Raw genomic sequence first — 22927 nt, 5'->3', positions numbered from 1 at the left:
GAGCTGACGAATACTAATCGGTCGAGGACTTATCCACACTCTTAGCAAACATGCAGATCCAGTTTTGAAGGCACGAACTAGAAAAGCTGCATTCGCGATTACTCCATTTGGCGAGTAATGACGAATGCAGCTTTTTGGCATTGTCGAAAAAAGTAAATTGACTGAATATTGACAAAAATAGTGGACGCGTGTATTTTTTGAGTAGGAAATCGTTTTCCTAATTAAGGGAAAGAGAGTGAACGATCATAGCAGTTACCATTAAAGACATCGCGCAGCTAGCAAACGTATCGATCGCAACTGTTTCTAGAGTTTTGAATAATTCCAAGCCTGTTCGCCCCGAGCTGAGGGAAAAAGTGATGAAAGCAGTAGAGGAGACTTCTTTTCAGCCCAACGCAATAGCGAGAAGTCTGGTAAACAAAGAAACCCGGATCATCGGCGTCATGATTCCTGATATATCCAATAGCTTCTATTCCAACCTCATTTACGGGATCGACAGTGTCATCAGCGAATACGATTACAGCATGTTTTTGGCGATCTCTGATGAAGCCGTCGAGAAGGAATTGAAGTACTTGCGGCTATTCAAGGAAAAGCAGATTGATGGCGTGATCCTTGCGAGCATTCACTTTCTCGAAGGCCACATCCAGCACTTGCATGAAATGGAGGTTCCTATGGTAGTAACCGGCCATGATTTGCACGGCTATCAGGTTCCTACCGTAAACGTGAACAATGTGCAAGCCGCCTATGACGCTACAGCCTATTTGATTTCTCAGGGGCATCGACGCATCGCCTGTGTATCAGGGCCGCTTTGGGATCCGCCATGTGGGCTGGACAGGATGGGAGGATATCGGAAAGCGATGAGGACGCATGGCTTGAACGTTCCCGATGGCTTTGCGATGGAGGGCGACTTTACACCTAAGAGTGCTTACGAAGCAGTGAAAAAAATCTTTGAAGAAAATGAGCATGAGAATGAACTTCCGACGGCGATCTTTGTCGCTACCGATCTCATGGCAGTCGGTGTCTTGAACTATTTGCATGACGCGGGAATACGCGTACCGGATGTTGTGTCCGTCATGGGCTTTGACAATCTGGAAATGGCCTCCTTGGCAAGACCGATGCTGACAACCATTCACAACGATCCCTATATGTACGGTCGCGCCGCAGGGGAGAAACTGCTGAAGCAGCTGCGCAACGAGCCGTTTGAGCGATTGAGCACGGTTCCGCACGACCTAGTGATCCGGCAAAGTGTGAGGGCCATTCGATGAAAACAGCATCAAGAAAAAGAGCATAGATAGTGTGCATGTCAAGAAAAGGGGTGAAGAAGTGTGAAGCTTGGAGTATTTACGGTGTTATTCGGTGAAAAGTCATTTGAGGAAATGCTGGATCACGTGCAAGCGGCAGGCTTGGAAGCAGTAGAAATCGGAACGGGCGGATATCCCGGAGATGCCCATTGCCAAGTGGAGGAGCTGCTGGACAACCCGGAGAAGGTTCGTGCCTACAAAAAAGCAGTTGAAGATCGCGGCTTGATCATCAGTGCGCTCAGCTGCCACGGCAATCCTTTGACTCCCGACAAGAAGTTTGCGCGTGAGTCCCATGAGACGTTTGTCCAAACAGTGAGGCTGGCAGAGCAGCTCGAGGTCCCCGTCGTCAATTGCTTCTCGGGTACGGCTGGCGATCATGAAGGAGCAGTCTATCCAAACTGGCCCGTGGCGCCTTGGCCGAATGAATACCGGGATGTTTTGACCTGGCAATGGGAAAACAAACTGATCCCTTACTGGAAGGAATGGGCTGCGTACGCCGTTTCCCATCACGTAAAAGTAGCGTTGGAGCTGCATGGAGGCTTCTTGGTCCATACGCCGGGGACGCTGCTCAAGCTTCGCGAACAGGCAGGGGAAGGAATTGGAGCGAACTTCGACCCCAGCCACATGTGGTGGCAAGGCATCGATCCAATAGCGGCAATCAAGATCTTGGGGAAAGAAAAAGCGATCTACCATTTCCATGCGAAGGATACGTACATTGATCAGGATAAAGTCAACATGTACGGACTGACCGACATGAACTCCTACGCCAATTTAAATGAACGCGCCTGGTACTTCCGCACGGTAGGCTACGGGCACGATCAGCAAACGTGGGCCAATATGATGAGCGCTTTGCGGATGAACGGCTATGACTATGTAGTCAGTATCGAACACGAGGATGCGCTCATGTCGATTGAAGAAGGCTTCCAGCGAGCAGTTCACAATCTGAAGCAGGTCATTTTGCGAGAGCCCGTAAACAATCTGTGGTGGGTATAGGAGGCTGGGCATGACAAGCACAAAAAAATGGAAGATCGGGATCATTGGAGCGGGCGGGATCTCAGAGGCACATCTCGAAGCGATCAAGGATGAGCCCAGGGCAGAGGTAGTGGCGATCGCAGACGTCTCGCGGGAAGTAGCATCAAACCGGGCAGCTCGGCATACGATTCCACAAGTCTATACGGATTACAGGGAGCTGCTGAAAAATCCAGACGTGAATGCAGTTGTCATCTGCGTTCCCAATTACTTGCACGCGGAAACGGCTATGGAAACCCTGGCAGCAGGCAAACACACGCTGTGCGAAAAGCCGATGGCGATGAACGTCGCACAAGCTGAAGAAATGATCCAAGCAGCAGCGCAGGCAGGCAAAATACTGATGGTAGCACAGAACAACCGTTTTCGCAGCGACGCACAGTACGTCAAAAATCTGTTGATGGAAGGCAAGCTGGGACAGGTCTATCACGCGAAGACAGGCTGGGTCAGGCGAAACGGCATTCCTGGCTGGGGCAGCTGGTTTACCCAAAAAGAGCTGGCAGGGGGTGGACCGCTGATCGACATTGGGGTACATATGCTGGACCTGACGCTGTGGCTGCTCGGTCATCCAAAACCCGTGTCGGTTCTCGGGCAGACCTACGCACAGTTCGGACCAGATAAGAAGGGCCTGTCAGAGTGGGGGCGGCGTGACGAGAACGGTACCTTTGACGTAGAAGACATGGCAGTAGCGATGATTACGTTCGAAAATGGGTTGACTCTCACACTGGATGCGAGCTGGGCTTCTCATATTGAAAAGGAAAACGTTTTCCTCCATCTGTACGGGCAAGCAGGGGGAACATCGCTCAACCTGATGGAAGATCGGCTCACCATGTATCAGGATTGGAACGGGACAGCGGCTACCACCGAGATTATACCAAAGCGGGAAAAAGAACGAGTAAAGCTGTTTCAGAACTTTATCGACTCCTTGGAAGGTTCCGCAACTCCTCTTTGCACACCGGAGCAAGCGCTGTACATCAATCGCTTGATCGAGGCGATTTACGCATCTGCTGCGACAGGTGAGGCAATCCGATTGTAAGGCTGTGATGAGGCACTCCTTTAGGGGGGCCTCGTAAAAATCGAATAAGGGGGTCCATAAAATGAAATTGTTGAAAGGGCTTACATCTGTTGGTCTGACCTTTTCCATGCTTTTCTCTTTAGCCGCGTGTTCAAGCGCTCCACAGCAATCCGCACCTGCAGCAGCTCCACAGCAGCCAGCCGCACAGACACCTGCACCTGCTGAAACACCCAAGACCGAGCCAGCACCCGCAGCTGAAAAAGTCAAACTGGTATACGCGCGCGGAAAGGATTCCACCGATTCTACGAAGAAGCTGGTTGAGGCCTTTACTGCCGCACATCCCGATATCGAAGTGGAAATCCGCGAAATGCCGTCTGACACCGGACAAAGCCATGATCAATACGTCACGATGTTCAGCGCGCAGTCTTCCGAGATAGACGTGTTTGACCTCGATGTAATCTGGCCGGCGGAATTCGCTCAAGCGGGCTACCTTTTGCCTCTGGATCGACTCATGGAGCAGGATAATATCGATACAGGCAAATACATTAAAGGCGCGATGGACGCTGGAAACTTCGGTGGACAGCAGTGGACCATGCCGAAGTTCATCGACGCCGGTCTCCTCTTCTATCGCAAGGATATGGTAAAAGAAGCACCGAAGACATGGGATGACCTGATCAAGCAGGCAAAAGCTTTAAATGGCAAAGACGGGTTCAAGTTCGGGTATCTGATGCAAGCCAAGCAGTATGAAGGGCTCGTATGTAACTTCGTCGAATTCAGCGCGGCATACGGTGGAAAAATTCTCGATGAACAAGGAAACGTCGCCGTAAACAACCCGGGAACCATTAAAGGCTTGCAAAAAATGATGGAGATCGTAAAGTCTGACTTCGTCCCCAAAAACATCACCACATTTACAGAAACAGAATCGCATACCACATTCCTCGAGGGCCAATCTCCGTTCGTTCGCAACTGGCCGTATCAATTCGCCATGGCACAGGATCAAACACAATCCAAAATCGTAGACAAAGTAGCAATCGCTCCACTGCCGGCTGGTGATGCGGGTTCAGCAGCAGCGCTCGGCGGCTGGATGGGCGGGATCAACAAGTTCACCAAGCATCCAAAAGAAGCATGGGAATTCCTGAAGTTCATGACAGGTCCAGAAGGTCAAAAAATATCTGCTGTTCACGGTGGCCTCGCTCCGACGTATTTGCCTGCATACGATGAAGCCGACGTCCAAAAGGCAAGCCCATTGTTTGCAAACAAAGACTTCGTCGACGGCGTAAGCGCAGCGGTATCTCGTCCAACCACCCCGATCTATCCGAAAATTTCGGAAGTCATCCAGATCGAGGTATCGAAAGCACTCGCAGGTCAGCAAACGGCTGAGCAAGCTGCGAAGAGCATGGAAACCCAAATGAACGCTTTAATGAAAAAATAACGGAGAATCGCAAGGGAAGGGGTTGCTCCCGGGAGGCCAGTGCTGCTTTCCCGGGAGTCCTCTCTTGAAACGACGCACCAATCATGACAACGGCGAAAAAGAGGGTGAACGGATGAAGCTTTCGGAAAAGCAGATGGGCTATTTATTGATACTACCCGCCATCGTGATCATTCTCATCATTGCTATCTGGCCCGTCATGCGTTCTTTTTGGATTAGCCTGCACGATATTCGACTGAATGATCCGACGAAAACAGAGGTGCACACCTCGTATGGATTGGATATGGAGAGATACGTCAACACCTTGCCCAATTTGCTGCGCTATTTGAAAAAGGAAGCGGACACGGCGCAGGGAGCTGCCAAGGAACAGCTGCTGTCCCTACGACAGCAGACAGAACAAATGAATGCGACACTACAGCAAACGGGCGAAATCGCCGCACGATACGAGAGAATTGATCAGCTGCTGCTAGAGTTCAAGCCTGTCCCAAACGAGCTGAAGTACGTAGAGCTTACGAGTGAGCAGATGGAATCGATCCAGTCTACACTCGCAGCGATCGGGACGACCCTCGATGAAATGGGGAAGCAAAAACAACTGAGCAAGCCAGAGGGAGCCACGGGAGTCGTACAGGGGATCTCGTCATCCGTCATTGAACCGAATTACGTAGGCTTTGCCTACTACAAGAAGTTCCTGACGGATAGCAGGATGTGGGGTGCCTTGTATAACACGCTGTTTTTTACCGTAGTCTCGGTAGCGATTGAGCTGGTACTCGGGCTGTGGATTGCCCTGTTGATCAACAAGCAGTTCGCGGGGCGCGGGCTGGTTCGGGCGACGGTTCTCATTCCTTGGGCGATCCCAACTGTGATTTCTGCGATGATGTGGAAGTATTTATACGATGGACAAAATGGAATTGTCGCGCATCTCTTTGAAGTGACAGGGCTGGTGTCAAACATGGGTGTGCTCTTGACGACAAAAGCAGGAGCGATGTTCTCCGTTATTTTAGCGGATGTCTGGAAAACGACACCATTCATGGCGCTGCTGCTATTTGCTGGACTGCAAACGATTCCCCATAGTCTCTATGAGGCGGCACAGGTAGACGGAGCCAGCCGCGTTCAGCAGTTTTTCCGGATTACGCTGCCGATGCTCAAGTCCACACTGCTTGTTTCCTTGCTGTTTCGCACGCTCGATGCCTTCCGGGTTTTTGACTTGATCTATGCTTTGACAGGAGGCGGACCGGCCAATTCGACCGAAACCATCTCTATCCTGGCGTACAAAACGATGTTTGCCCAAATGAGCTTTGGCGAAGGCTCGGCACTCGCCATCATCGTGTTTTTATGTGTGGCGTTGATCTCCATGGGCTATATCAAAATCCTGGGAGCAGACCTCTTGGGCGAAAGCGGCGGAAGATAAGGAGGGAGGAAGGCATGCAGAAAAAGGCGGGTCCGTTGTTCTATATCTTTTTGGTCCTTTTTATCTTTATTGTGATGTTTCCGTTTTTATGGATTCTCATCGCCGCTTTGAAGCCGCCAAGTGAGCTGTTTGGAGAGAGGGCCTTTCAATTTATCATCTTAAACCCCAGCTTTGACAATTTTGTCAGGGTATTCACAGAGCGGCCGTTTGCCAGGTATCTGTGGAACTCGACAGTTGTGGCGACACTGACAACTTTGTACTCGATTACGATTGCTTCCTTTGCGGCGTATGCGATCGCATGGCTGTCGTTTCGCGGCAAAACGATCATCCTCAGAATTGTGCTTGCTGTCTCGATGTTCCCGCAAATCGCTACGATTTCTCCCATTTTCATGTTCATGCAATCGATGGGGCTGACGAACAGCTACCTGGGTTTGATTATCCCGTATACGACCTTTGCGCTGCCGCTGGCGATCTGGAATCTGACCATCTTTTTCCGCAAAATTCCCGTGGATTTGGGGGAGGCTGCCAAAGTAGACGGCGCTAGCATTTGGCAGACCATGACCAGGGTGTTCTTTCCGCTGGCGATGCCCGGCGTATTTACGACAGCGATTCTCGTCTTTATCGCGGCGTGGAATGAGTTCTTGTTTGCTCTGACGCTCAATACGCAGGAAGCGATGAAGACAGTTCCTGTGGGGATCGTGATGTTCCAAGGGATGTTTACGATTCCTTGGGGGGAAATCTCTGCAGCGTCGATCATCGTGACTGTGCCTTTGGTCATCATGGTGCTGATTTTCCAGCGACGGATTATCTCTGGTTTGACTTCCGGCGCAGTGAAAGAGTGAGACGCTATTGTGCTTTGAATCCATCCAGCATCAGGCGAAGCGATGCTGTAGCCTCGATGAGAGCATGCTGCTGGTCGGGCATCTGGGCTATCCAGAGTGCGGCCTCATTCATGGCGCCAGAGAGGAGATGAGTGAGAGCGGGGATCGACACAGGCTTGAGACCGCCTTGCTCGTCGATGAGCAGCAGCTGCTCGTGCAGCAACCGCATGGAATGTTCCTGGTCCATCTGGCGCCAGCTTTCCCAGCCCAGCACGGATGGGCCATCGATAAGCAGAATTCGCCTATTGGGACTTTCGACCGCAGCGGATACAAAGGCGCGGCACCCCAGAACCAGCTGCTCCCATAGATCTTCGCTTTGTGCTGCTTCAGATTCCACCTGTTGTGCGATTTCTGCTTGCACCATGGCGAGAACCGCATGAAACAAGCCTTCCTTGTTGCCAAAATGATGGTAAAGCGCTCCCCGAGTCAACCCAGCCTCTTGGACCATTTCCTCCGTGGAAGCCTCGGCATACCCGTGCGCGGAAAAATGTACTCTGGCTACTTCCGTCAGCTTGCGGATGGTCGCCTTTTTTTGTTCTTCTTTTGATCGTTTCATGATGAGGTCTCCTTATTTGTTCCTATCGGGTCAATCGTTCTCTACGTATTGGAGAAGGAATGCTTCCGAAGGGGGGATGACGGTGATGACATCGATCAATACCCCATTCGGATCGGACGTGATGAAGTGGCGTTGACCGAAAGCTTCGTCGCGGATATCCAGATGCAGAGGGAGTCCTGATTGGACAATCAGACGCTCGTATTCCGCATCCACATTGTCTACTTCAAAATTGAGGATGAGACCTTGCGTGGTTTTGCGGTACCCATCAGGAATGGTAGCGTGTGACGCATCCAAGATAGCTAACTCAAAGGAGTGCTCCGTCTGATCGTTTTTCAGACTCACGTACCAACCTGATTCAAACGCAGGCGCAAAGCCAAAATAGTCAGTGTAAAAGCGGGAGCTGTCAGCAACCTGTTCTGTCAAAATGACAGGGTATGAACTGGAAATCTGCATATCAATCACCCCTTATATGGTAGATGGTACCAATTTAACATACAAACTGTATGTATGTGAATAGCAAATTGCAAAAACACGAAAAAAGAAGAGGGGACACAGCAAAGGCTGAATCCCCTCTTCCAAGTGAAGGCGTGCTATGGAGCCAGCGCCAGCTTTTCAACAAGAGCGCGCCCGTCATCAATGTCCGGATGAAACTGGATTGTGGCTCGTTGCCGTACCGCCTTTACATCCCGAATAGCGTCCGTCAGCGGAGAGAGGTCAGTCAAGGCACCGCGGGCATGCGCCATGGAGAGTCCTGCGACTTTCCCCTGTGCCATCGCGACCTTGGCACTTTCGACTCCGGTTATGTTTCCAGCTACGAAAAGACCAGGCAATGCCGTTTGCATCTGGTCGTTGTGGATCGGTACGTGACCGCCGAGTGAAGGCACATAGGCAAATGGACAGCCTGCGATCGCAGCAAGTTCGGCGAGTGGGCTCAATCCTCCTGCTATACAGACGAAATCAGCAGGTATGAGCTGTTCCGTTCCAAAGATGGGCTGACCGTCCGGGGTTATTTGCGCGATCCGCACCCCTTCGACTTGAGCCTTCCCAACGATTTCCAGAGCAGCTGTGCGCAGCTGAATGGGAATGTCCCACATAGGGAAGCCACGGGAAGGATAAAGACGAACAGCCAAGCTTTGCATCCAATGGCTGTGCATGAACCGACTCCCCCAGCGAAGCAAAGGGGATGGGGCCAGATGAGCCACTCGCAGCAGGGCACGCATGACTTCTTCAGGGAGTCCAGCATTTCCGGTGATGGATGAAGCAGGAGGGAGAATCATCCGATCGATCTGGATCCCGGCGAGCTGCAGCTCTCGAGCGATAGCCACGGAGAGAATGTTGACCCCGATCACGACTCCGCGCTCGCCTACACGCACGCGCTGCACATTGGTCATGACTTGGGCAGCGCCGATGGACATGACGCCTGGCAAAGTCCACCCAGGTACTGGTACGGCCGTTTCAGAAGCCCCGGTTGCGATCAGCAGCAGGGGTGTTTCCATTTTGCCTGCAGTGGTAGAGACATTCCAACCGCCGGGTGTTCGGGATACATCGTAGACGGATACACCGCAGCGTATATCGACGCCGAGTGCACGCGCCTCCCGATCCAGCCGCAGAGCTTCCTCGATGCCATTCCACCAGGTGCCATCCGGTTCCTGATGCAGCTGGCCGAGAAGCCGTCCACCGGCTCGGTAAAATTCATCGATGACGACTACGGACAAATCTTGTTTGGCGCAAGCAATGGCAGCTGATAAGCCGGCAGGTCCAGCACCAATGATGAGAGCATCGATCATGAGGTATGCCCTCCTTTTTTCAGAGGAGTAGGCAGCACGGTCCCGGCACTGACCTGCATCCCGTCCTTCACTACTGTCATACAAGCGCGGACAGTGGGAACACCATCGACGTGCACCCGGCATTCATAGCAATGACCGATATTGCAGTAAATCCCCCGAGGAGTCCCTTTTTCTTCGTGCACACGCAGCGTACGGACACCGGAGGCAAGCAGTGCGGCAGCGATGGTTTCCCCTTCATAGGCAGTGTAGGAGTCTCCATTAAAGGTAAAATGCAACGGTTTTCCTTGCACCAAGGAGCCCAGAACGGGATGCTGAACAATTCGCTGACTCATTTATTTCGACCTCCCATGAGTTGAAAAGACAGGGGGCGTACGGGTGGCTGATATCCGAGCGGTACTGAATGAGAGGGAGTTTGGCCCGTTACTTTCTCGATTACCTGATCTACCAGCACCCGGCAGGTCCGACCTCCACAGCAGCCCATCCCGGCGCGTGTTCGCAGCTTTAACTCCCGTGCACTGCACGGATAGGCTTCGGCTGTCTCCATAAGCTCAGCCAAGGATACTTCTTCACAACGACAGACAATCAGCTGGTGTGCGTCCATGATGCTGTCCTCCTTTCGATCTTGTGCGAATGAAAATGCAAGTGTCATGCCATATTGGCGAGAGAAGGTGCAGGGAGAAGGAAAATACAGAAGCAGAGAGAATGCCTAAAAAAGAGGTGCTGGCATAATGCTTGCTAGATCAGACAATGAAAGAGACTGCCTGAAAAATAGGCATGAGAGGGATGACATAGATGGAGAAATTGAAGAAGCTTCGCCAGCAGTTCGAGGCAGCCGGAATCGATGGAATGCTGGTGACCAACGGACAAAATCGGCGTTATTTGACCAATTTTACAGGGACGTATGGCGTTGTTCTCATTTCACAGGGTCAAGCGAAGCTGCTGACGGACTTCCGTTATACAGCACAGGCACAGGCCCAGGCTACGGATTTCGAAATCGTGTTTCTGGCCGCAAAGGAATCCGTGTACAGTGAAGTCGCTCGTATTGCGAAAGAAATGGGGATTACCAAGCTCGGCTTTGAAGAAGAAAATCTGACCTATTCGCTGCATCGCAAATATGAAGAGGCGGTAAAAGGTGAACTGGTTGCGACATCTGGTGTGATCGAAGGGCTGCGGATGATCAAGACTGCCGAGGAATTAGGAAAAATCCGAACGGCAGCACAGATTGCAGATGCGGCATTTACCCATATTACCAGCTTCCTTCGCCCGGGGATCACGGAGCTGGATGTGTCCAATGAGCTGGAAATGTTCATGCGCAAACAAGGAGCATCCGGCTCTGCCTTTGATATGATCATCGCCTCGGGTCATCGCTCGGCGTTGCCGCATGGAGTAGCGAGCGAGAAAGTGATCCAGTCAGGGGATATGGTCACGATGGACTTCGGAGCTTTGTACCAGGGCTATCGTTCCGACATTACCCGTACCGTGGCGGTTGGCAATCCCTCCGATCAGCTGAAGGAAATCTATCAAATTGTCCTGGAAGCACGGAACCGTGCGGTAGCCGGGATTCGTCCCGGGATTTCCGGAAAAGAAGCGGATGCCTTTGCTCGCGACTTTATTACCGAACAAGGCTACGGAGAGCGTTTTGGTCACGGGATGGGGCATGGTGTGGGCCTCGATATTCACGAGGAGCCATTCATGTCAACGAGATGTACGGCCATCCTCCAACCGGGCATGGTGCTGACCGTAGAACCGGGAATCTATCTTCCGGAAATAGGCGGTGTGCGTATCGAGGATGATCTCGTGGTGACGGAGGTGGGCAACGAGGTTCTCACACATTCGCCCCGTGATTTGATCGTTTTGTAACACGAAAAGATGAAGAGGACCCTCGGCTGTGAAAGAGCAGGCGGGGGTTTTTGCTTTTGTCAAAATGTACTGTCTAATATTTTGGGCAATAGACACGCTCGTGTATAAAATTTTAGACATAGTCGATCTTGCGGTGCCAGCACGCGCTTACCTGCGAGGCCGTTGGCATACCTCTTGCATTTTCTGTAAATTGCAAAAGTTTCGCCTAATTCAGACTAGAGGGGTTGATCGTGTGAAAAAAAGTTTCTTTGCTCTCATCAGCAGTGTAGCGATGCTGGGAGCAGCGCTGGCAGGATGTGGGGGAGGGCAGCAAGCATCCCAGCCTGCTGATTCAGGACAAACGCAACCGCAGCCACAGGGAGGTTCACAGCCTGCACCAGCGGAAAAGCCAAAAGCCGAGCAAGTCTTGCGCTGGAATCTGCACTCCGAGCCACCGTCAGCAGATCCGGGCTTAGCGGAGGATACGACTTCAGCTGCAGTCACTAAAGCGCTTTTTGATGGACTGACGAGGATTGGTCCCGAAGGCAAGCCTGTAGAGGCAGTTGCCGAAAAGATCGATGTTTCGGAAGATCTGAAAACATACACCTTTACCTTGCGAGAGTCCAAGTGGAGCAACGGAGAACCGGTGACCGCACATGACTTTGAGTACGCCTGGAAGCGTGCATTGGATCCCAAAACGGCTTCCAACTATGCCTACCAGCTCTACTACATCAAGAATGCGGAAAAAGCGAATAAAGGGGAAGGGAGCCTCGATGATGTTGGCGTAAAAGCAGCTGACGATAAGACGTTAAAGGTAGAACTGGCAAATCCCACGCCATTCTTCTTGGAGCTGACTGCCTTCCAAACATATTTCCCGGTAAATAAAAAGCTCATCGAGTCAAACCCGAATTGGGCAGGAGATGCGAAAACGCATGTGGGCAACGGCCCATTCAAGCTGGAGACCTGGGATCACAAAAGCAAGATGGTGATGGTCAAAAACGAGAATTACTGGGACAAAGACAATGTCAAACTGGACAAAATCAATTTCTCGATGGTAGAGGATGAAAACACAGAGCTGTCCATGTTTGAAAATGGAGAAATTGACTGGGCAGGATCACCACTCAGTTCTTTGCCTACAGATGCTATGCCAGCTTTAAAAGACAGTGGCAAGCTGCAGGTGAAACCTGTGGGAGCGACCTATTGGTACAAATTCAATACGGAGAAACCTCCTTTTAATAATGTTAAAATCCGCAAAGCCTTTGCTTACTCTATCAATCGTCAGACGCTGATCGATAACGTGCTGCAAGCGAATCAACAGCCTGCGATGGCAGCCGTTCCTCCTACGATGGCGCTCAATCAAGGCGGCTACTTCAAGGACAACGACCAAGAGACAGCCAAGCAGCTGCTGGATGAAGGATTAAAAGAACTAGGAATGACCAAGCTTCCCCCCATCACGCTCGCCTACAACACCTCCGAAGGACACAAAAAGATCGCAGAAGCCATCCAGGATCAGTGGCGCAAAAACCTCGGCGCCGAGGTGAAGCTGGAAAACCAGGAGTGGAAGGTCTACCTCGAGACGATGCATGAAGGAAACTACCAGGTCGGCCGCCTCGGCTGGTCAGGAGATTTTAACGATCCGATCAACTTCCTGGAGCTGTTCAAGGATAAGAATGGCGGAAATAACGATACCCGCTGGGAAAACCCGAAGTTCAAGGAGCTGTTGAATCAGTCAGCGATGGAGGGAGATCCAGAAAAGCGCAAAGCCATTTTGGGAGAAGCCGAGAAGATCATGATGGACGAAATGCCGATCATGCCGATCTACTTCTACACGCACACATGGGTGAAAAATGACAAGGTCAAAGGAGTCTATCAGGACGGGCTGGGCGCGATCGATTGGAAATGGGCGTACATCGAATAATATTCAAGCGGGGGTATGGGTATGAGAAAATGGACAAGCGTGATTACGGCTGCGTTATTGACTCTTTCGCTGGGCGTGGCAGGGTGTGCGAACCAAGGGCAGTTATCAGGTGCGTCGGGCGGAGAGGACATATTGGTTGGGGTGTTGCTTCCTGTGACGGGAAACAACGCCACAGACGGAAAAGACATGCAAAATGCTATCGAAATGGCTATCAAAAAGATCAATGATGGCGGTGGCGTGCTCGGCAAGAAATTGAAAATCGAAGTGGCGGATGATGGTTGCGATCCGCAAATGGCTACTACAGCGGCAAACAAGCTCGTGTCGCAAAATGTGGTTGCGGTTGTGGGAGGATATTGCTCGGGTGCGACACTGCCTTCCTCTGGTGTCTTTAAAAATGCCAATATTCCGATGATTGTCCCTGCCGCCAACTCTGCAAAATTACCTGCGCAAGGCTACGACACCCTGTTTTTAATCAACGGTTTGACTCCTGACCAAGCACAAACAGCAGCAGATTACATGGCTGCCAATCAGGCGAAAAAGGTCGCGCTGGTTCATGACAATTCTGCTTACGCCAAAGATCTCGCCGACTTCGCCAAAGCAGCTGTGGAAAAGTCGGGAGGAACCGTTGTCGCCTATGAAGCCATTAACCCCGAAGAAAAAGATTTCAGCGCCCTCGCTACCAAATTGAAAGGGATTGCCCCTGATGCTACCTACTTCACTGGCTATTACGCAGCAGGGGGCTTGATGGTGAAGCAGTTCAAGCAAAAAGGCGTCTTTGGATTGTTCATGGTCGGTGACGGTTCTTTTAGCGAAGACATCATCAAAATAGCAGGAGCAGATCAAGCGGAAGGGCTGCTCATCACAGCCACACCGACAGCGGAGTTTATTCCGGACGCAGAAGCGTTCACTACGGAGTACAAGCAAACGTACGGCAACCTGGCTCCCGGACCATTCTCCGCTCTCAGCTACAACGCGGTCAATCTGCTCGCAGATGCATTGAAACGAGCAAACTCCACGGACCATGATGCGCTTAAAAAGGCAATAAAAGAGACGAAAGACTTCCAAGCACTCGGCCAAACCATTTCCTTCAACGCGCAGAATACCTTGGATACCTCCAATTTCGCGGTTTTGAAAGTGGCAGGCGGCAAGTTCACCTTGGCCAAATAACGGAAAGGAAAGGTGGACAAATGGATATTCTGGTTCAAACGTTGGCAGATGGTTTGGTGATCGGTGCCTTCTACAGCTTAATCGCCTTGGGCTACACGATGGTTTTTGGCATTATCAAGCTGCTTAATTTCGCTCACGGAGACTTGTATATGCTGGGGGCATTTGTCGGCTACACTCTGCTCAGCCTGCTTAGCGGCAGCGGCACTGGCGCAGGTCTGATGGGGATTGTCGTCGTACTGCTGCTGACGATGGTGATCGTCGGATTGATCGGGATGGGGATCGAGCGGGTCGCTTACCGGCCGCTCTTGCTCGCCCCCCGGCTTTCGATTTTGATTACGGCTTTAGGTGTCTCCTTATTTCTGGAAAATGGCTCGATGATTGCGTGGGGGGCCCAATACCAGGTCTATCCGCTCCAGCTCTCTCATGATGGCTGGAATGTGTTGGGGGCACAAATTACCTATACGCAAATGGGACTTGTCCTCATCTCCGCTCTCTTGATGCTGGGGCTGCACCAGTTCATCAGCCGGACCCTTTATGGTAAAGCCATGCGTGCGATCGCCCACGATCAGACTGCTTGTCACTTGATGGGGATCGACGTACACAAAGTGATCGGCCTTACCTTTTTCATCGGCGCGTCCTTGGCAGCGGGGGCCGGAACGATGGCAGGGGCCTACTACGGCACCGTCAATTTTATGATGGGCTTCATTATCGGGCTCAAGGCGTTTACGGCTGCAGTTCTCGGCGGCATTGGCAGCATACCTGGTGCGATGCTGGGAGGATTGCTGCTGGGCATGATGGAGACGGCCGGAACCTTTGTTTTTGGAGGCTCGTGGAAGGATGTCGTTGCCTTTTCTTTGCTCATCCTCATCCTGGTGCTGAGGCCAACGGGCATCATGGGTGAAAAAGTGACGGAGAGGATGTAGCGGATGAGTCTATCGCGGAAAAAAATCAGCGTTGCGCTGTTGCTCATCGTCCTTTGCCTGCTTCCTTTTCTCTCCAATAATTATTGGCTGGATGTTGCGACTTTGGCTCTGTTTTATGTCGTTTTGGCCCAAGGGCTAAATGTTGTAGTAGGCTTTGCCGGGCTTTTGGATCTCGGCTATGCGGCGTTTTTTGCGGTGGGGGCTTATACGACGGGCATCTTGATGACCGTCTATCACTGGTCGTTTTGGCTGACCCTGCCGGTTGCTATGGCATTCGCCGCGGTCGTTGGTGTCATCGTAGGAGCACCTACCCTGCGGCTGCGAAGCGATTATTTGGCGATTGTCACGCTCGGCTTTGGAGAAATCATTCGCATTCTTGCCATCAATCTCTCCATCACGGGTTCGGCGTCGGGGATTTACGGGATTCCTCGTCCTTCCATCGGTGGGTACGTTCTGTCAGGGCAAATGGATTTCTACTACTTGATCCTCATCGTGGCGGTGCTGGCGGTGCTGGCTGTCAGGCGTTTGGGAACGTCGCGGCTCGGCCGGGCATGGATGTACATTCGCGAAGACGAGGATGCAGCCGAGGCGATGGGAATCAACCGGATCAACATGAAGCTTTTGGCGTATTCGATTGGAGCGGTGATTGGGAGCATGGCGGGCTCCATTTTTGCTGTCAAAATGAGCGCGATTGCACCGCTGAGCTTTAGCTTTACGCAATCGATCATGATCTTGCTGGCGGTCGTGCTCGGCGGATTGGGCAGTATACCAGGCGTGGTCCTGGGTGCTGTCCTGGTGATCGCCTTGCCGGAGCTGCTTCGTTCCGTCGAGGATTGGCGCTATCTGATCTTCGGCGCAGCATTGGTCGCCATGATGATTTTCCGTCCCCAAGGCTTATGGCCTGCTCGCTACGAGGTCAGCAAGACTGCGAGTAGAGTATCTCCATCGGTTCGAAAGGGGGACGAAGCAGATGTCAGCCTTGATGTTGAAAAATATAACGCTTAAATTCGGCGGGTTAACGGCGGTCAACGATTTGAGCTTCAAGGTTCCCGCTGGATCGATTACGAGCATTATTGGACCGAATGGAGCAGGGAAGACCTCTGTATTTAACATGATGACCGGCTTTTATCGTCCTACCTCCGGACGCATACTGCTCGGTGATGAGGATTTGGTAGGGAAAAAGCCGAGCCAGATTACCCGCTTGGGAATGGCGAGGACCTTTCAGAATCTGCGTTTGTTCCCGAATTTGACCGTACTCGACAACGTCAAAGCAGGAATGCACGGCCGTACCTCACAGACCGTCTGGGGAGCCCTCTGGCACACGAAGGCTCAGCAGCAGGAGGAGGAGCTGATTACAAAAACGGCCATGTCGTGCATTCATTTTGTGGGGATCGAGGAGTATAGCGAGCGAATTGCGAGAAATTTGCCTTACGGGGCACAGCGTTATCTCGAAATCGCCCGAGCATTGGCTACCCAGCCGCAAATTCTTTTATTGGATGAACCAGCAGCCGGCCTAAACTACGAGGAAAAAGAGAAGCTCATCTCCTTGATTCGCCGCATCCGTGAATCCTACCAGCTTACGGTCGTCATCATCGAGCACGACATGGGATTGATCAAGAAGATTTCCGAGCGTGTCATTGTACTCGATTATGGGCAGAAGATTGCAGAGGGGGAGCCAGCAGACGTCTTGAACAATCCTCGCGTGATAGAGGCTTACCTCGGTAAGGAGGAGGAGGCGATATGAGTGCGTTGTTGAAGCTCACCGATGTCCATTCGTTCTACGGGAAAATCGAAGCATTGAAGGGGATCAGTCTCGAGGTGCGGCAGGGAGAAATCGTTGCTTTGCTAGGCAGCAATGGGGCAGGGAAAAGCACCACGCTCAAAACAATCTCCGGGCTGGTTCGGCCAGGGAGCGGTGACATTCAGCTGGAGGGAAAGAGTCTGGTAGGCTGGTCTCCTCATAGAATAGTAGAGGAAGGAATCGTACATGTGCCGGAAGGACGGCGGATCTTCGCCGGCTTAACCGTCCACGAGAATCTGGAGCTGGGCGGTTTTACGCAGAGAAAAGAGAAAGCGGTCATCGCGGAGGGCATCGAGCTGGCGTATGCGCTGTTTCCTCGGTTGAAAGAGCGAAGCCGACAGCTCGGGGGAACCTTGAGTGGAGGAGAGCAGCAAATGCTGGCGATCTGCCGGGGACTCATGGCTCGACCCAAGCTGCTCATGCTGGATGAACCGTCTATGGGGCTCGCTCCGATCATTGTGCAGGAAATCATGGAAATAATCAGGAAAATTAACGGGCAGGGCACGACCATTCTCCTGATCGAACAGAATGCCAAAGCAGCATTGCGCTTGGCGCATCGCGGCTACGTTTTGGAAACGGGTCAGATCGTCATGGAGAATACGGCAGAAGTGCTGCGCGGGGACGAGTCGATCGTGAAGGCCTATTTGGGGGCGTAGCGGACGTTACTCGCTGCACGTCCTCCAGACAAAGGAGGAATCAATCGTGGAATGGATCCGTATTTTGTCAGAGATGCTGCCGCCTAGAAAGGGAAGTCATCGACGCATCATCTGTCGTCGTCTGCGCTCGTTTCTTTTCCGAAGCTAGCAGACCAACAAGGAAAAGGCAGCCACTCAGAGGGCTGCCTTCTTTCACTTGTTCAATTTGTTGTACAACGTAGCGCGAGAGATACCCAGGCGCTTGGCAGCCGCCTGCTTGTTGCCGTTTTCCAGCTCAATGGCACGTAGAATGACGCGACGCTCGTGAGCTTCGAGCTCTTCCTGCAAAGAAATCAGGTCGTCAGGTAATTCAATCGCTGGGGACTTGACCTGCCCCTGGAGGGAGTAAGGCAAATCCTCTTCCTTGACGACGCCGTCCGTTGCAAAGACGACCAGGCGCTCGATGGCGTTTCGCAGCTCGCGTATGTTCCCGGGCCAGTCGTAATTCATCAGGTTTTGCATGACATTTTGCGAGATGGCATGAATGGGACGGTTGTAACGTAAAGAAAACTCATAGAGGAAAAAGTGGGCCAGCTCGATCGCATCCTCGATACGCTCACGCAGCGGCGGGATCTTCAGCGTGACCACATTCAGGCGGTAATACAGATCCTCCCGAAACTTTCCTTCCTTCACGAGAGCTTCCAGATTTTTATTCGTAGCGGCGACGATGCGGAAATCGGCCTCGATCTGCTTCGTACCGCCAACCGGGTAGTATTTCTTCTCCTGCAAGACGCGTAGCAGCTTGACCTGCATATCGAGCGGCATCTCGCCAACCTCGTCGAGGAACAAGGTTCCGCCCCGCGCCAGCTCAATCATTCCTTTTTTGCCTTTTTGATCCGCCCCTGAAAAGGCCCCCTTCTCATAGCCGAACAGCTCACTTTCAAACAGGGTGGGGGAGATCGCCCCGCAGTTGATGGGGACGAAGGGAGCATTGGCTCCTTCCCGAACATCATGGACGGCCTTGGCAAAAAGCTCCTTGCCGACACCGCTCTCGCCCAGGATCAGGACAGTGGCTTGTGTGGCACTCAGCTTTTCAATCATGGACTTGATTTGTCGAATCGCCAGACTGGTTCCTTTGATTTGCTGGAATGGGTCTGATGCAGGGCTCATTTTGGCCATTTCCTGCTGGAGATGATTCACTTTCTTGTTGGCGTTGAGCAGCTCCTGATTGAGCCTGACCTGACTCGTGATGTCGGTTTCGGCAGCGACAGCTCCGATGATTTTGTCGTGCAGGTAAATCGGATTGGTGTTGATCAAGACGACCAGATCCTCGCGAGGCTGATGCTGGTGCCGGTAGAGGGACTGTCCCGTGTGCAGGGACTTCAGCGTCTCCAGCATGTCCAGCGGAAAGTATTGTGTAATCGGGTTTCCGAGCACGTCTTTGGCCTTCAAGGAAAAGATCTGTTCTGCTCCTTCCGTCCAGACCATGATTCTCGTTTCTTCATCGATGACGGAGATCGATGCGTCCATGGTCTTGATCATGGTCTCGAAGTAAGCCTCGAGGACCTCATACGCATTAAAGATGGCTGACAGCGCACAGGAGCGGTCCAGATAGCCAGTGGGTCTGCCGGATGCGTCGATCAGGAGCAGCTTGTCAAAGTCCTGCAGGAGGGGGATCGTCTCCGAGAGTGGCGTCGTCAGCGGGATCGCCATGGCAGGCTCCCAAGGGGCTTCATTCAGGCGCCTCGGGTGATCGTCTGTTAGCTGCGAAGCGTGAGCGACATGCCAAGCGTTGTCAGTCTGAACAAAGACGGCAGCATCCGGCTGTGGCTGTGCGCTCGCAAGCTCTTCGATTGTGCAAGTCAAAAGGTTTAACTGCATGAGCTCGGATAGGGCAGGCAGTTTGTGCTTCAAGCGGATCATCCTTTTTACGAGTGTATAAAAAGATAAACACATTCTTAGATATTATACATTTCTATTTTAAGTTGTAAAAGAATTTAGACAAAAGGTGAAAAAGAACGGTTCGCTATGATTGGCACGGTGTGTGCATTTAAGAAATGCTGGAAGACACACATTTTGGATGGAGGAGAAGACACCATGACAGCACGTAGCCAATCCCACGCGGAAATCGCAGTTATCGGTGGGGGCATCATCGGCGGAGCGATTGCGTATTACGCGGCCAAGTCTGGACTGGACGTCGTGGTTCTGGAGCGAGGCGAGCTTGCTTCCGGTACTTCCTCCCGCTGTGACGGCAACATTTTGGCCATTGATAAAGACCCCGGCTTTGACAGCCAGATGTCGCTACAAAGCCAAATGCTCGTTGACGAGCTCAGCCGCGAGCTCGATCACTCGTTTGAGTACCGGGCTCCGGGAAGCATCCTCGTTTGCGAGTCAGAGGCGGAGATGGAGGCGGCACAGGAGTGGGTGCGACGCCAAAAGGAGGCAGGTCTGCCGTTTCGAATGCTGGACCGCTCGGATATCAGTCAGGAGTCTCCGTACTTCGCCGACGATCTGCTGGGAGGACTTGAATGTGCGACAGACTCGACCGTCAATCCATATATGCTGACCTTTGCCCTGTTTGCAGGGGCAAAAAAGCACGGGGCGAGGATCATGCAGCGGACAGAGGTGAAGTCGCTGCGGCGAGATGAAGCGACAGGCGCATTTCATCTGGAGACGAACGCAGGCAGTATGACAGCCAAGCAGGTCGTCAACGCAGCTGGTGTGTGGGCTCCTTTAGTGGGCCAGATGGTCGGCGTAGAGATCCCCATCCACCCGAGAAAAGGCCATCTGATTGTCGCCTCCAGACAAATGCCCGTCGGTGTGCGCAAGGTGATGGAATTCGGGTACTTGATTTCCAAGTTCGGCGGTACGCGGCAGGTGGATGAGGAAACGGAAAAGTACGGGGTGGCGCTAGTATTTGAGCCGACAGAGAGCCAAAACTTCCTGATTGGCTCGAGCCGCCAGTTCGTAGGCTTCGACACCAAGGTGGATATGAATGTCGTGCGTTGCATGGCGAGGCGGGCCTTGCGCTTTTACCCGAAGATTGCCGACTTTGCCATCATACGTACGTACTGTGGGCTGAGGCCGTGGACAGAGGATCACCTCCCGATCATTTCACGTGTGGAGGAAGTACCTGGCTACTATATCGCAGCTGGGCACGAGGGAGATGGCATCAGCCTCGCTGCCGTCACCGGAAAAGTGATTTCGGAAATGCTGCAGGGTCAAAATGACACGATCATTCCACTCGAGCCGCTGCGACATGATCGATTTTCAAACAAAGGGGTGTTGCATCGATGAAAGCAAGCCGGGTGTTTTCTACCGTCGATACGCATACCGGCGGAAATCCTACGAGGACCGTCATCAGCGGCCTGCCCAAGCTGGAAGGTCAGACGATGGCCGAAAAAATGCTGCACATGAAGGAAGAATACGACTGGATTCGCACCCTTTTGATGTACGAACCGCGCGGCCATGATGTGATGTCAGGAGCTCTCCTGGTCGAGCCGTGCCATCCTGAGGCAGATGTAGGTGTCATTTACATCGAGACAGGCGGGTACCTGCCGATGTGTGGTCACGATACGATAGGGCTTTGCACCACGCTGGTCGAGACGGGGATGATTCCCGTGATCGAGCCGATTACAAGAGTCAAGCTGGATACACCCGCTGGCTTGGTAGAGGTGGAGATCCAGGTCGAGGAAGGCAAGGCGCGCGAGGTGTCTTTCCGCAATATTCCCGCCTTTCTGTACAAACAGGATGTGACGGTAGAGGTAGAGGGCCTAGGGCAGGTCACCTGCGACATCGCGTACGGAGGCAACTTTTACGCGATCACCGATGCGCGCAAGCTGGGACTGGAGCTGACGCCAGCACATGCCTCCACGATCGTCGATACGGCGGTGCGCATCCGCAAGGCGATCAACCACACGCTGGAGGTCGTCCACCCGGATAAGCCATTTATTCGCGGTCTGACTCATGTGGAGTTTTACACAGCTCCCAGCCACCCTAAGGCTGATGTGAAAAACACGGTCGTGGTCCCGCCCGGAGGCATTGATCGCTCGCCATGCGGTACGGGTACCTCGGCGAAGCTCGCGACCTTGTTTGCCAAAGGGGAAATTGGATTAGATGAATCCTTTGTGCATGAGAGCATCGTAGGCTCCTTGTTTACAGGCAAAGTGCTGGAAGTGACAGAGGATGGCGGCCTGTCTGCCGTCGTAACGCAGATTGCAGGCTCTGCCTGGCTGATGGGCAAGCATACGATTTTTTATCATCCGGAAGACGAGCTGGCGACAGGCTTTTTGCTCATCCCGCCGTCAACCGATCACTAATCATACAAACCAGCTCGACTGGAGAGGAGAATGAAGAATGACAAGATTTGCAGGGGTATACGTAGCGATTGTGACGCCATTTACGAGCGATTATGAGGTCGATTACAAACGTCTCACCGAGCTGTGCGAGTGGCTGATTCAAGAGGGAGTAGATGGGCTCGTGCCGTCCGGTTCCCTCGGGGAATACGCCACGATGACAGGCGAAGAGCGGGCAAAAGTCATTCAGACCGTCATCGCCGCAGCAAAAGGCCGCGTACCCGTTGTCGTAGGCTCGGCAGCACCATCGACACGTCAGGCGGTGGAGTGGGTACAGTTCTCCAAAGACGCAGGGGCAGCAGGTGTCATGGCTTTGCCGCCGATCAACTACAAGCCGCTATTGCCAGAAGTATTTGCCCATTACGAAGCGCTCAATACGGTAGGCTTGCCGATCATCGCCTACAACAACCCGCATGACTACAAAATTGACCTGACACCTGAGATTTTGACTGAGCTGTCCAAGCTGGAAAACGTAGTCGCGGTCAAAGAGTTCTCCGGGGATTTGCGCCGTATGCAGGATATCCTGGCACAGACAGATCTGGAAGTCATGGTCGGGGTAGACGATCTGGTCATGGAGGGTGCGCTGATTGGCGCGACAGGCTGGATCGCAGGTGTACCGAATGCCCTGCCTAAAGAAGGGGTGGAAATCTTCCGTCTGGCCCGTGCTGGCAAGCTGGAGGAAGCACAAGCTCTCTATCGCCGCCTGCTGCCACTGTTCCACTACGATGCTAGTCCGCAGCTGGTGCAGTCGATCAAATACATGATGGAGCTGGCAGGCTTCCCTGTAGGTCCTACTCGTCCGCCGCGCCTCCCACTGCCACAAGACTACTACGCAGGAATCAAAAAGGCGTTTGACTACGCAGTAGGAACAGCTGCTGGGAAATAAGGA

The 22927-nt window shown here is 52.6% G+C and carries 22 protein-coding genes; 16 read left to right on the top strand and 6 right to left on the bottom strand.

Going from position 1 to position 22927, the window contains the following annotated elements:
- Nucleotides 1-242: 242 nt before the first annotated feature.
- The 6 genes from EDM55_RS21205 to EDM55_RS21180 all read left to right on the top strand — a co-directional run bounded on the left by EDM55_RS21205 (nucleotide 243) and on the right by EDM55_RS21180 (nucleotide 7018).
- Entirely contained in the window at nucleotides 243-1262 is a 1020-nt protein-coding gene (locus tag EDM55_RS21205) for a LacI family DNA-binding transcriptional regulator (RefSeq protein ID WP_311133301.1), read from the top strand.
- 60 nt (nucleotides 1263-1322) lie between these two features.
- The gene (locus EDM55_RS21200; protein ID WP_092274370.1) at nucleotides 1323-2291 is read left to right on the top strand and encodes a sugar phosphate isomerase/epimerase family protein; all 969 of its coding nucleotides are present in this window, start codon (nucleotides 1323-1325) and stop codon (nucleotides 2289-2291) included.
- A 10-nt stretch (nucleotides 2292-2301) separates the two neighbouring features.
- Nucleotides 2302-3360: a Gfo/Idh/MocA family protein gene (locus EDM55_RS21195; protein WP_092274373.1), complete on the top strand. Its 1059-nt coding sequence runs from the start codon at nucleotides 2302-2304 to the stop codon at nucleotides 3358-3360.
- A gap of 61 nt (nucleotides 3361-3421) precedes the next feature.
- Nucleotides 3422-4771: an ABC transporter substrate-binding protein gene (locus EDM55_RS21190; protein WP_092274376.1), complete on the top strand. Its 1350-nt coding sequence runs from the start codon at nucleotides 3422-3424 to the stop codon at nucleotides 4769-4771.
- Between the two features lie 112 nt (nucleotides 4772-4883).
- Nucleotides 4884-6176, top strand: coding sequence for a carbohydrate ABC transporter permease (locus EDM55_RS21185; RefSeq protein WP_092274379.1), 1293 nt, complete (start codon nucleotides 4884-4886; stop codon nucleotides 6174-6176).
- Between the two features lie 14 nt (nucleotides 6177-6190).
- Nucleotides 6191-7018 carry a carbohydrate ABC transporter permease gene (locus EDM55_RS21180; protein ID WP_122961326.1) on the top strand — a complete coding sequence of 276 codons (828 nt, stop codon included), beginning with the start codon at nucleotides 6191-6193 and terminating at the stop codon, nucleotides 7016-7018.
- A gap of 4 nt (nucleotides 7019-7022) precedes the next feature.
- Here EDM55_RS21180 and EDM55_RS21175 read toward each other — a convergent pair whose 3' ends face one another.
- The 5 genes from EDM55_RS21175 to EDM55_RS21155 form a co-directional block, all read right to left on the bottom strand.
- The gene (locus EDM55_RS21175) at nucleotides 7023-7613 is read right to left on the bottom strand and encodes a TetR/AcrR family transcriptional regulator (RefSeq protein ID WP_092274384.1); all 591 of its coding nucleotides are present in this window, start codon (nucleotides 7611-7613) and stop codon (nucleotides 7023-7025) included.
- 30 nt (nucleotides 7614-7643) lie between these two features.
- A complete protein-coding gene (locus tag EDM55_RS21170) occupies nucleotides 7644-8066 on the bottom strand; it encodes a VOC family protein (RefSeq protein ID WP_092274387.1) in 423 nt (140 codons plus the stop codon).
- A 137-nt stretch (nucleotides 8067-8203) separates the two neighbouring features.
- Complete coding sequence (locus tag EDM55_RS21165; protein ID WP_246071074.1) at nucleotides 8204-9400, bottom strand: NAD(P)/FAD-dependent oxidoreductase; 1197 nt, start codon at nucleotides 9398-9400, stop codon at nucleotides 8204-8206.
- On the bottom strand, nucleotides 9397-9732 hold the full coding sequence (locus tag EDM55_RS21160; protein ID WP_246071075.1) for a (2Fe-2S)-binding protein: 336 nt from the start codon (nucleotides 9730-9732) through the stop codon (nucleotides 9397-9399). Before EDM55_RS21160 ends, EDM55_RS21165 begins: the two co-directional genes overlap by 4 nt.
- Entirely contained in the window at nucleotides 9729-10001 is a 273-nt protein-coding gene (locus EDM55_RS21155) for a (2Fe-2S)-binding protein (RefSeq protein WP_122961324.1), read from the bottom strand. Before EDM55_RS21155 ends, EDM55_RS21160 begins: the two co-directional genes overlap by 4 nt.
- Nucleotides 10002-10192: 191 nt before the next feature.
- Here EDM55_RS21155 and EDM55_RS21150 point away from each other — a divergent pair, with 191 nt between their 5' ends.
- The 7 genes from EDM55_RS21150 (at nucleotide 10193) to EDM55_RS21120 (ending at nucleotide 17704) form a co-directional block, all read left to right on the top strand.
- Nucleotides 10193-11260 (top strand): M24 family metallopeptidase, encoded by a 1068-nt coding sequence (locus EDM55_RS21150; protein WP_122961323.1) that lies wholly within the window; start codon nucleotides 10193-10195, stop codon nucleotides 11258-11260.
- Nucleotides 11261-11492: 232 nt separating this feature from the next.
- Nucleotides 11493-13157: a peptide ABC transporter substrate-binding protein gene (locus EDM55_RS21145; protein ID WP_122961322.1), complete on the top strand. Its 1665-nt coding sequence runs from the start codon at nucleotides 11493-11495 to the stop codon at nucleotides 13155-13157.
- 21 nt (nucleotides 13158-13178) lie between these two features.
- Complete coding sequence (locus tag EDM55_RS21140) at nucleotides 13179-14324, top strand: branched-chain amino acid ABC transporter substrate-binding protein (RefSeq protein ID WP_122961321.1); 1146 nt, start codon at nucleotides 13179-13181, stop codon at nucleotides 14322-14324.
- A gap of 20 nt (nucleotides 14325-14344) precedes the next feature.
- Complete coding sequence (locus EDM55_RS21135; RefSeq protein ID WP_122961320.1) at nucleotides 14345-15247, top strand: branched-chain amino acid ABC transporter permease; 903 nt, start codon at nucleotides 14345-14347, stop codon at nucleotides 15245-15247.
- A 3-nt stretch (nucleotides 15248-15250) separates the two neighbouring features.
- The gene (locus EDM55_RS21130; protein ID WP_246071076.1) at nucleotides 15251-16252 is read left to right on the top strand and encodes a branched-chain amino acid ABC transporter permease; all 1002 of its coding nucleotides are present in this window, start codon (nucleotides 15251-15253) and stop codon (nucleotides 16250-16252) included.
- The gene (locus EDM55_RS21125; protein ID WP_122961319.1) at nucleotides 16218-16991 is read left to right on the top strand and encodes an ABC transporter ATP-binding protein; all 774 of its coding nucleotides are present in this window, start codon (nucleotides 16218-16220) and stop codon (nucleotides 16989-16991) included. The genes EDM55_RS21130 and EDM55_RS21125 overlap by 35 nt, the downstream gene beginning before the upstream one ends.
- Nucleotides 16988-17704, top strand: a complete 717-nt coding sequence (locus tag EDM55_RS21120) for an ABC transporter ATP-binding protein (protein ID WP_122961318.1) — start codon at nucleotides 16988-16990, stop codon at nucleotides 17702-17704. The genes EDM55_RS21125 and EDM55_RS21120 overlap by 4 nt, the downstream gene beginning before the upstream one ends.
- Nucleotides 17705-17896: 192 nt before the next feature.
- On the opposite strand, the gene EDM55_RS21115 is transcribed toward EDM55_RS21120, so the two are convergent.
- Nucleotides 17897-19564, bottom strand: coding sequence for a sigma-54 interaction domain-containing protein (locus EDM55_RS21115; RefSeq protein WP_375371895.1), 1668 nt, complete (start codon nucleotides 19562-19564; stop codon nucleotides 17897-17899).
- A gap of 216 nt (nucleotides 19565-19780) precedes the next feature.
- Here EDM55_RS21115 and EDM55_RS21110 point away from each other — a divergent pair, with 216 nt between their 5' ends.
- Genes EDM55_RS21110 through EDM55_RS21100 form a run of 3 tightly spaced genes read left to right on the top strand, consistent with a single transcriptional unit; the run spans nucleotide 19781 to nucleotide 22924 of the window.
- Entirely contained in the window at nucleotides 19781-20980 is a 1200-nt protein-coding gene (locus EDM55_RS21110; RefSeq protein WP_092274422.1) for an NAD(P)/FAD-dependent oxidoreductase, read from the top strand.
- On the top strand, nucleotides 20977-22002 hold the full coding sequence (locus EDM55_RS21105; protein ID WP_092274425.1) for a 4-hydroxyproline epimerase: 1026 nt from the start codon (nucleotides 20977-20979) through the stop codon (nucleotides 22000-22002). The genes EDM55_RS21110 and EDM55_RS21105 overlap by 4 nt, the downstream gene beginning before the upstream one ends.
- A gap of 37 nt (nucleotides 22003-22039) precedes the next feature.
- On the top strand, nucleotides 22040-22924 hold the full coding sequence (locus EDM55_RS21100) for a dihydrodipicolinate synthase family protein (protein ID WP_092274428.1): 885 nt from the start codon (nucleotides 22040-22042) through the stop codon (nucleotides 22922-22924).
- The last annotated feature ends 3 nt before the right edge of the window (nucleotides 22925-22927 follow it).

This window comes from Brevibacillus centrosporus (assembly GCF_003710815.1).
GTDB lineage: Bacteria > Bacillota > Bacilli > Brevibacillales > Brevibacillaceae > Brevibacillus > Brevibacillus centrosporus.
The sequence above is the reverse complement of the archived record's forward strand: the minus strand, read 5'-3'. Positions and strand labels throughout refer to the sequence as shown.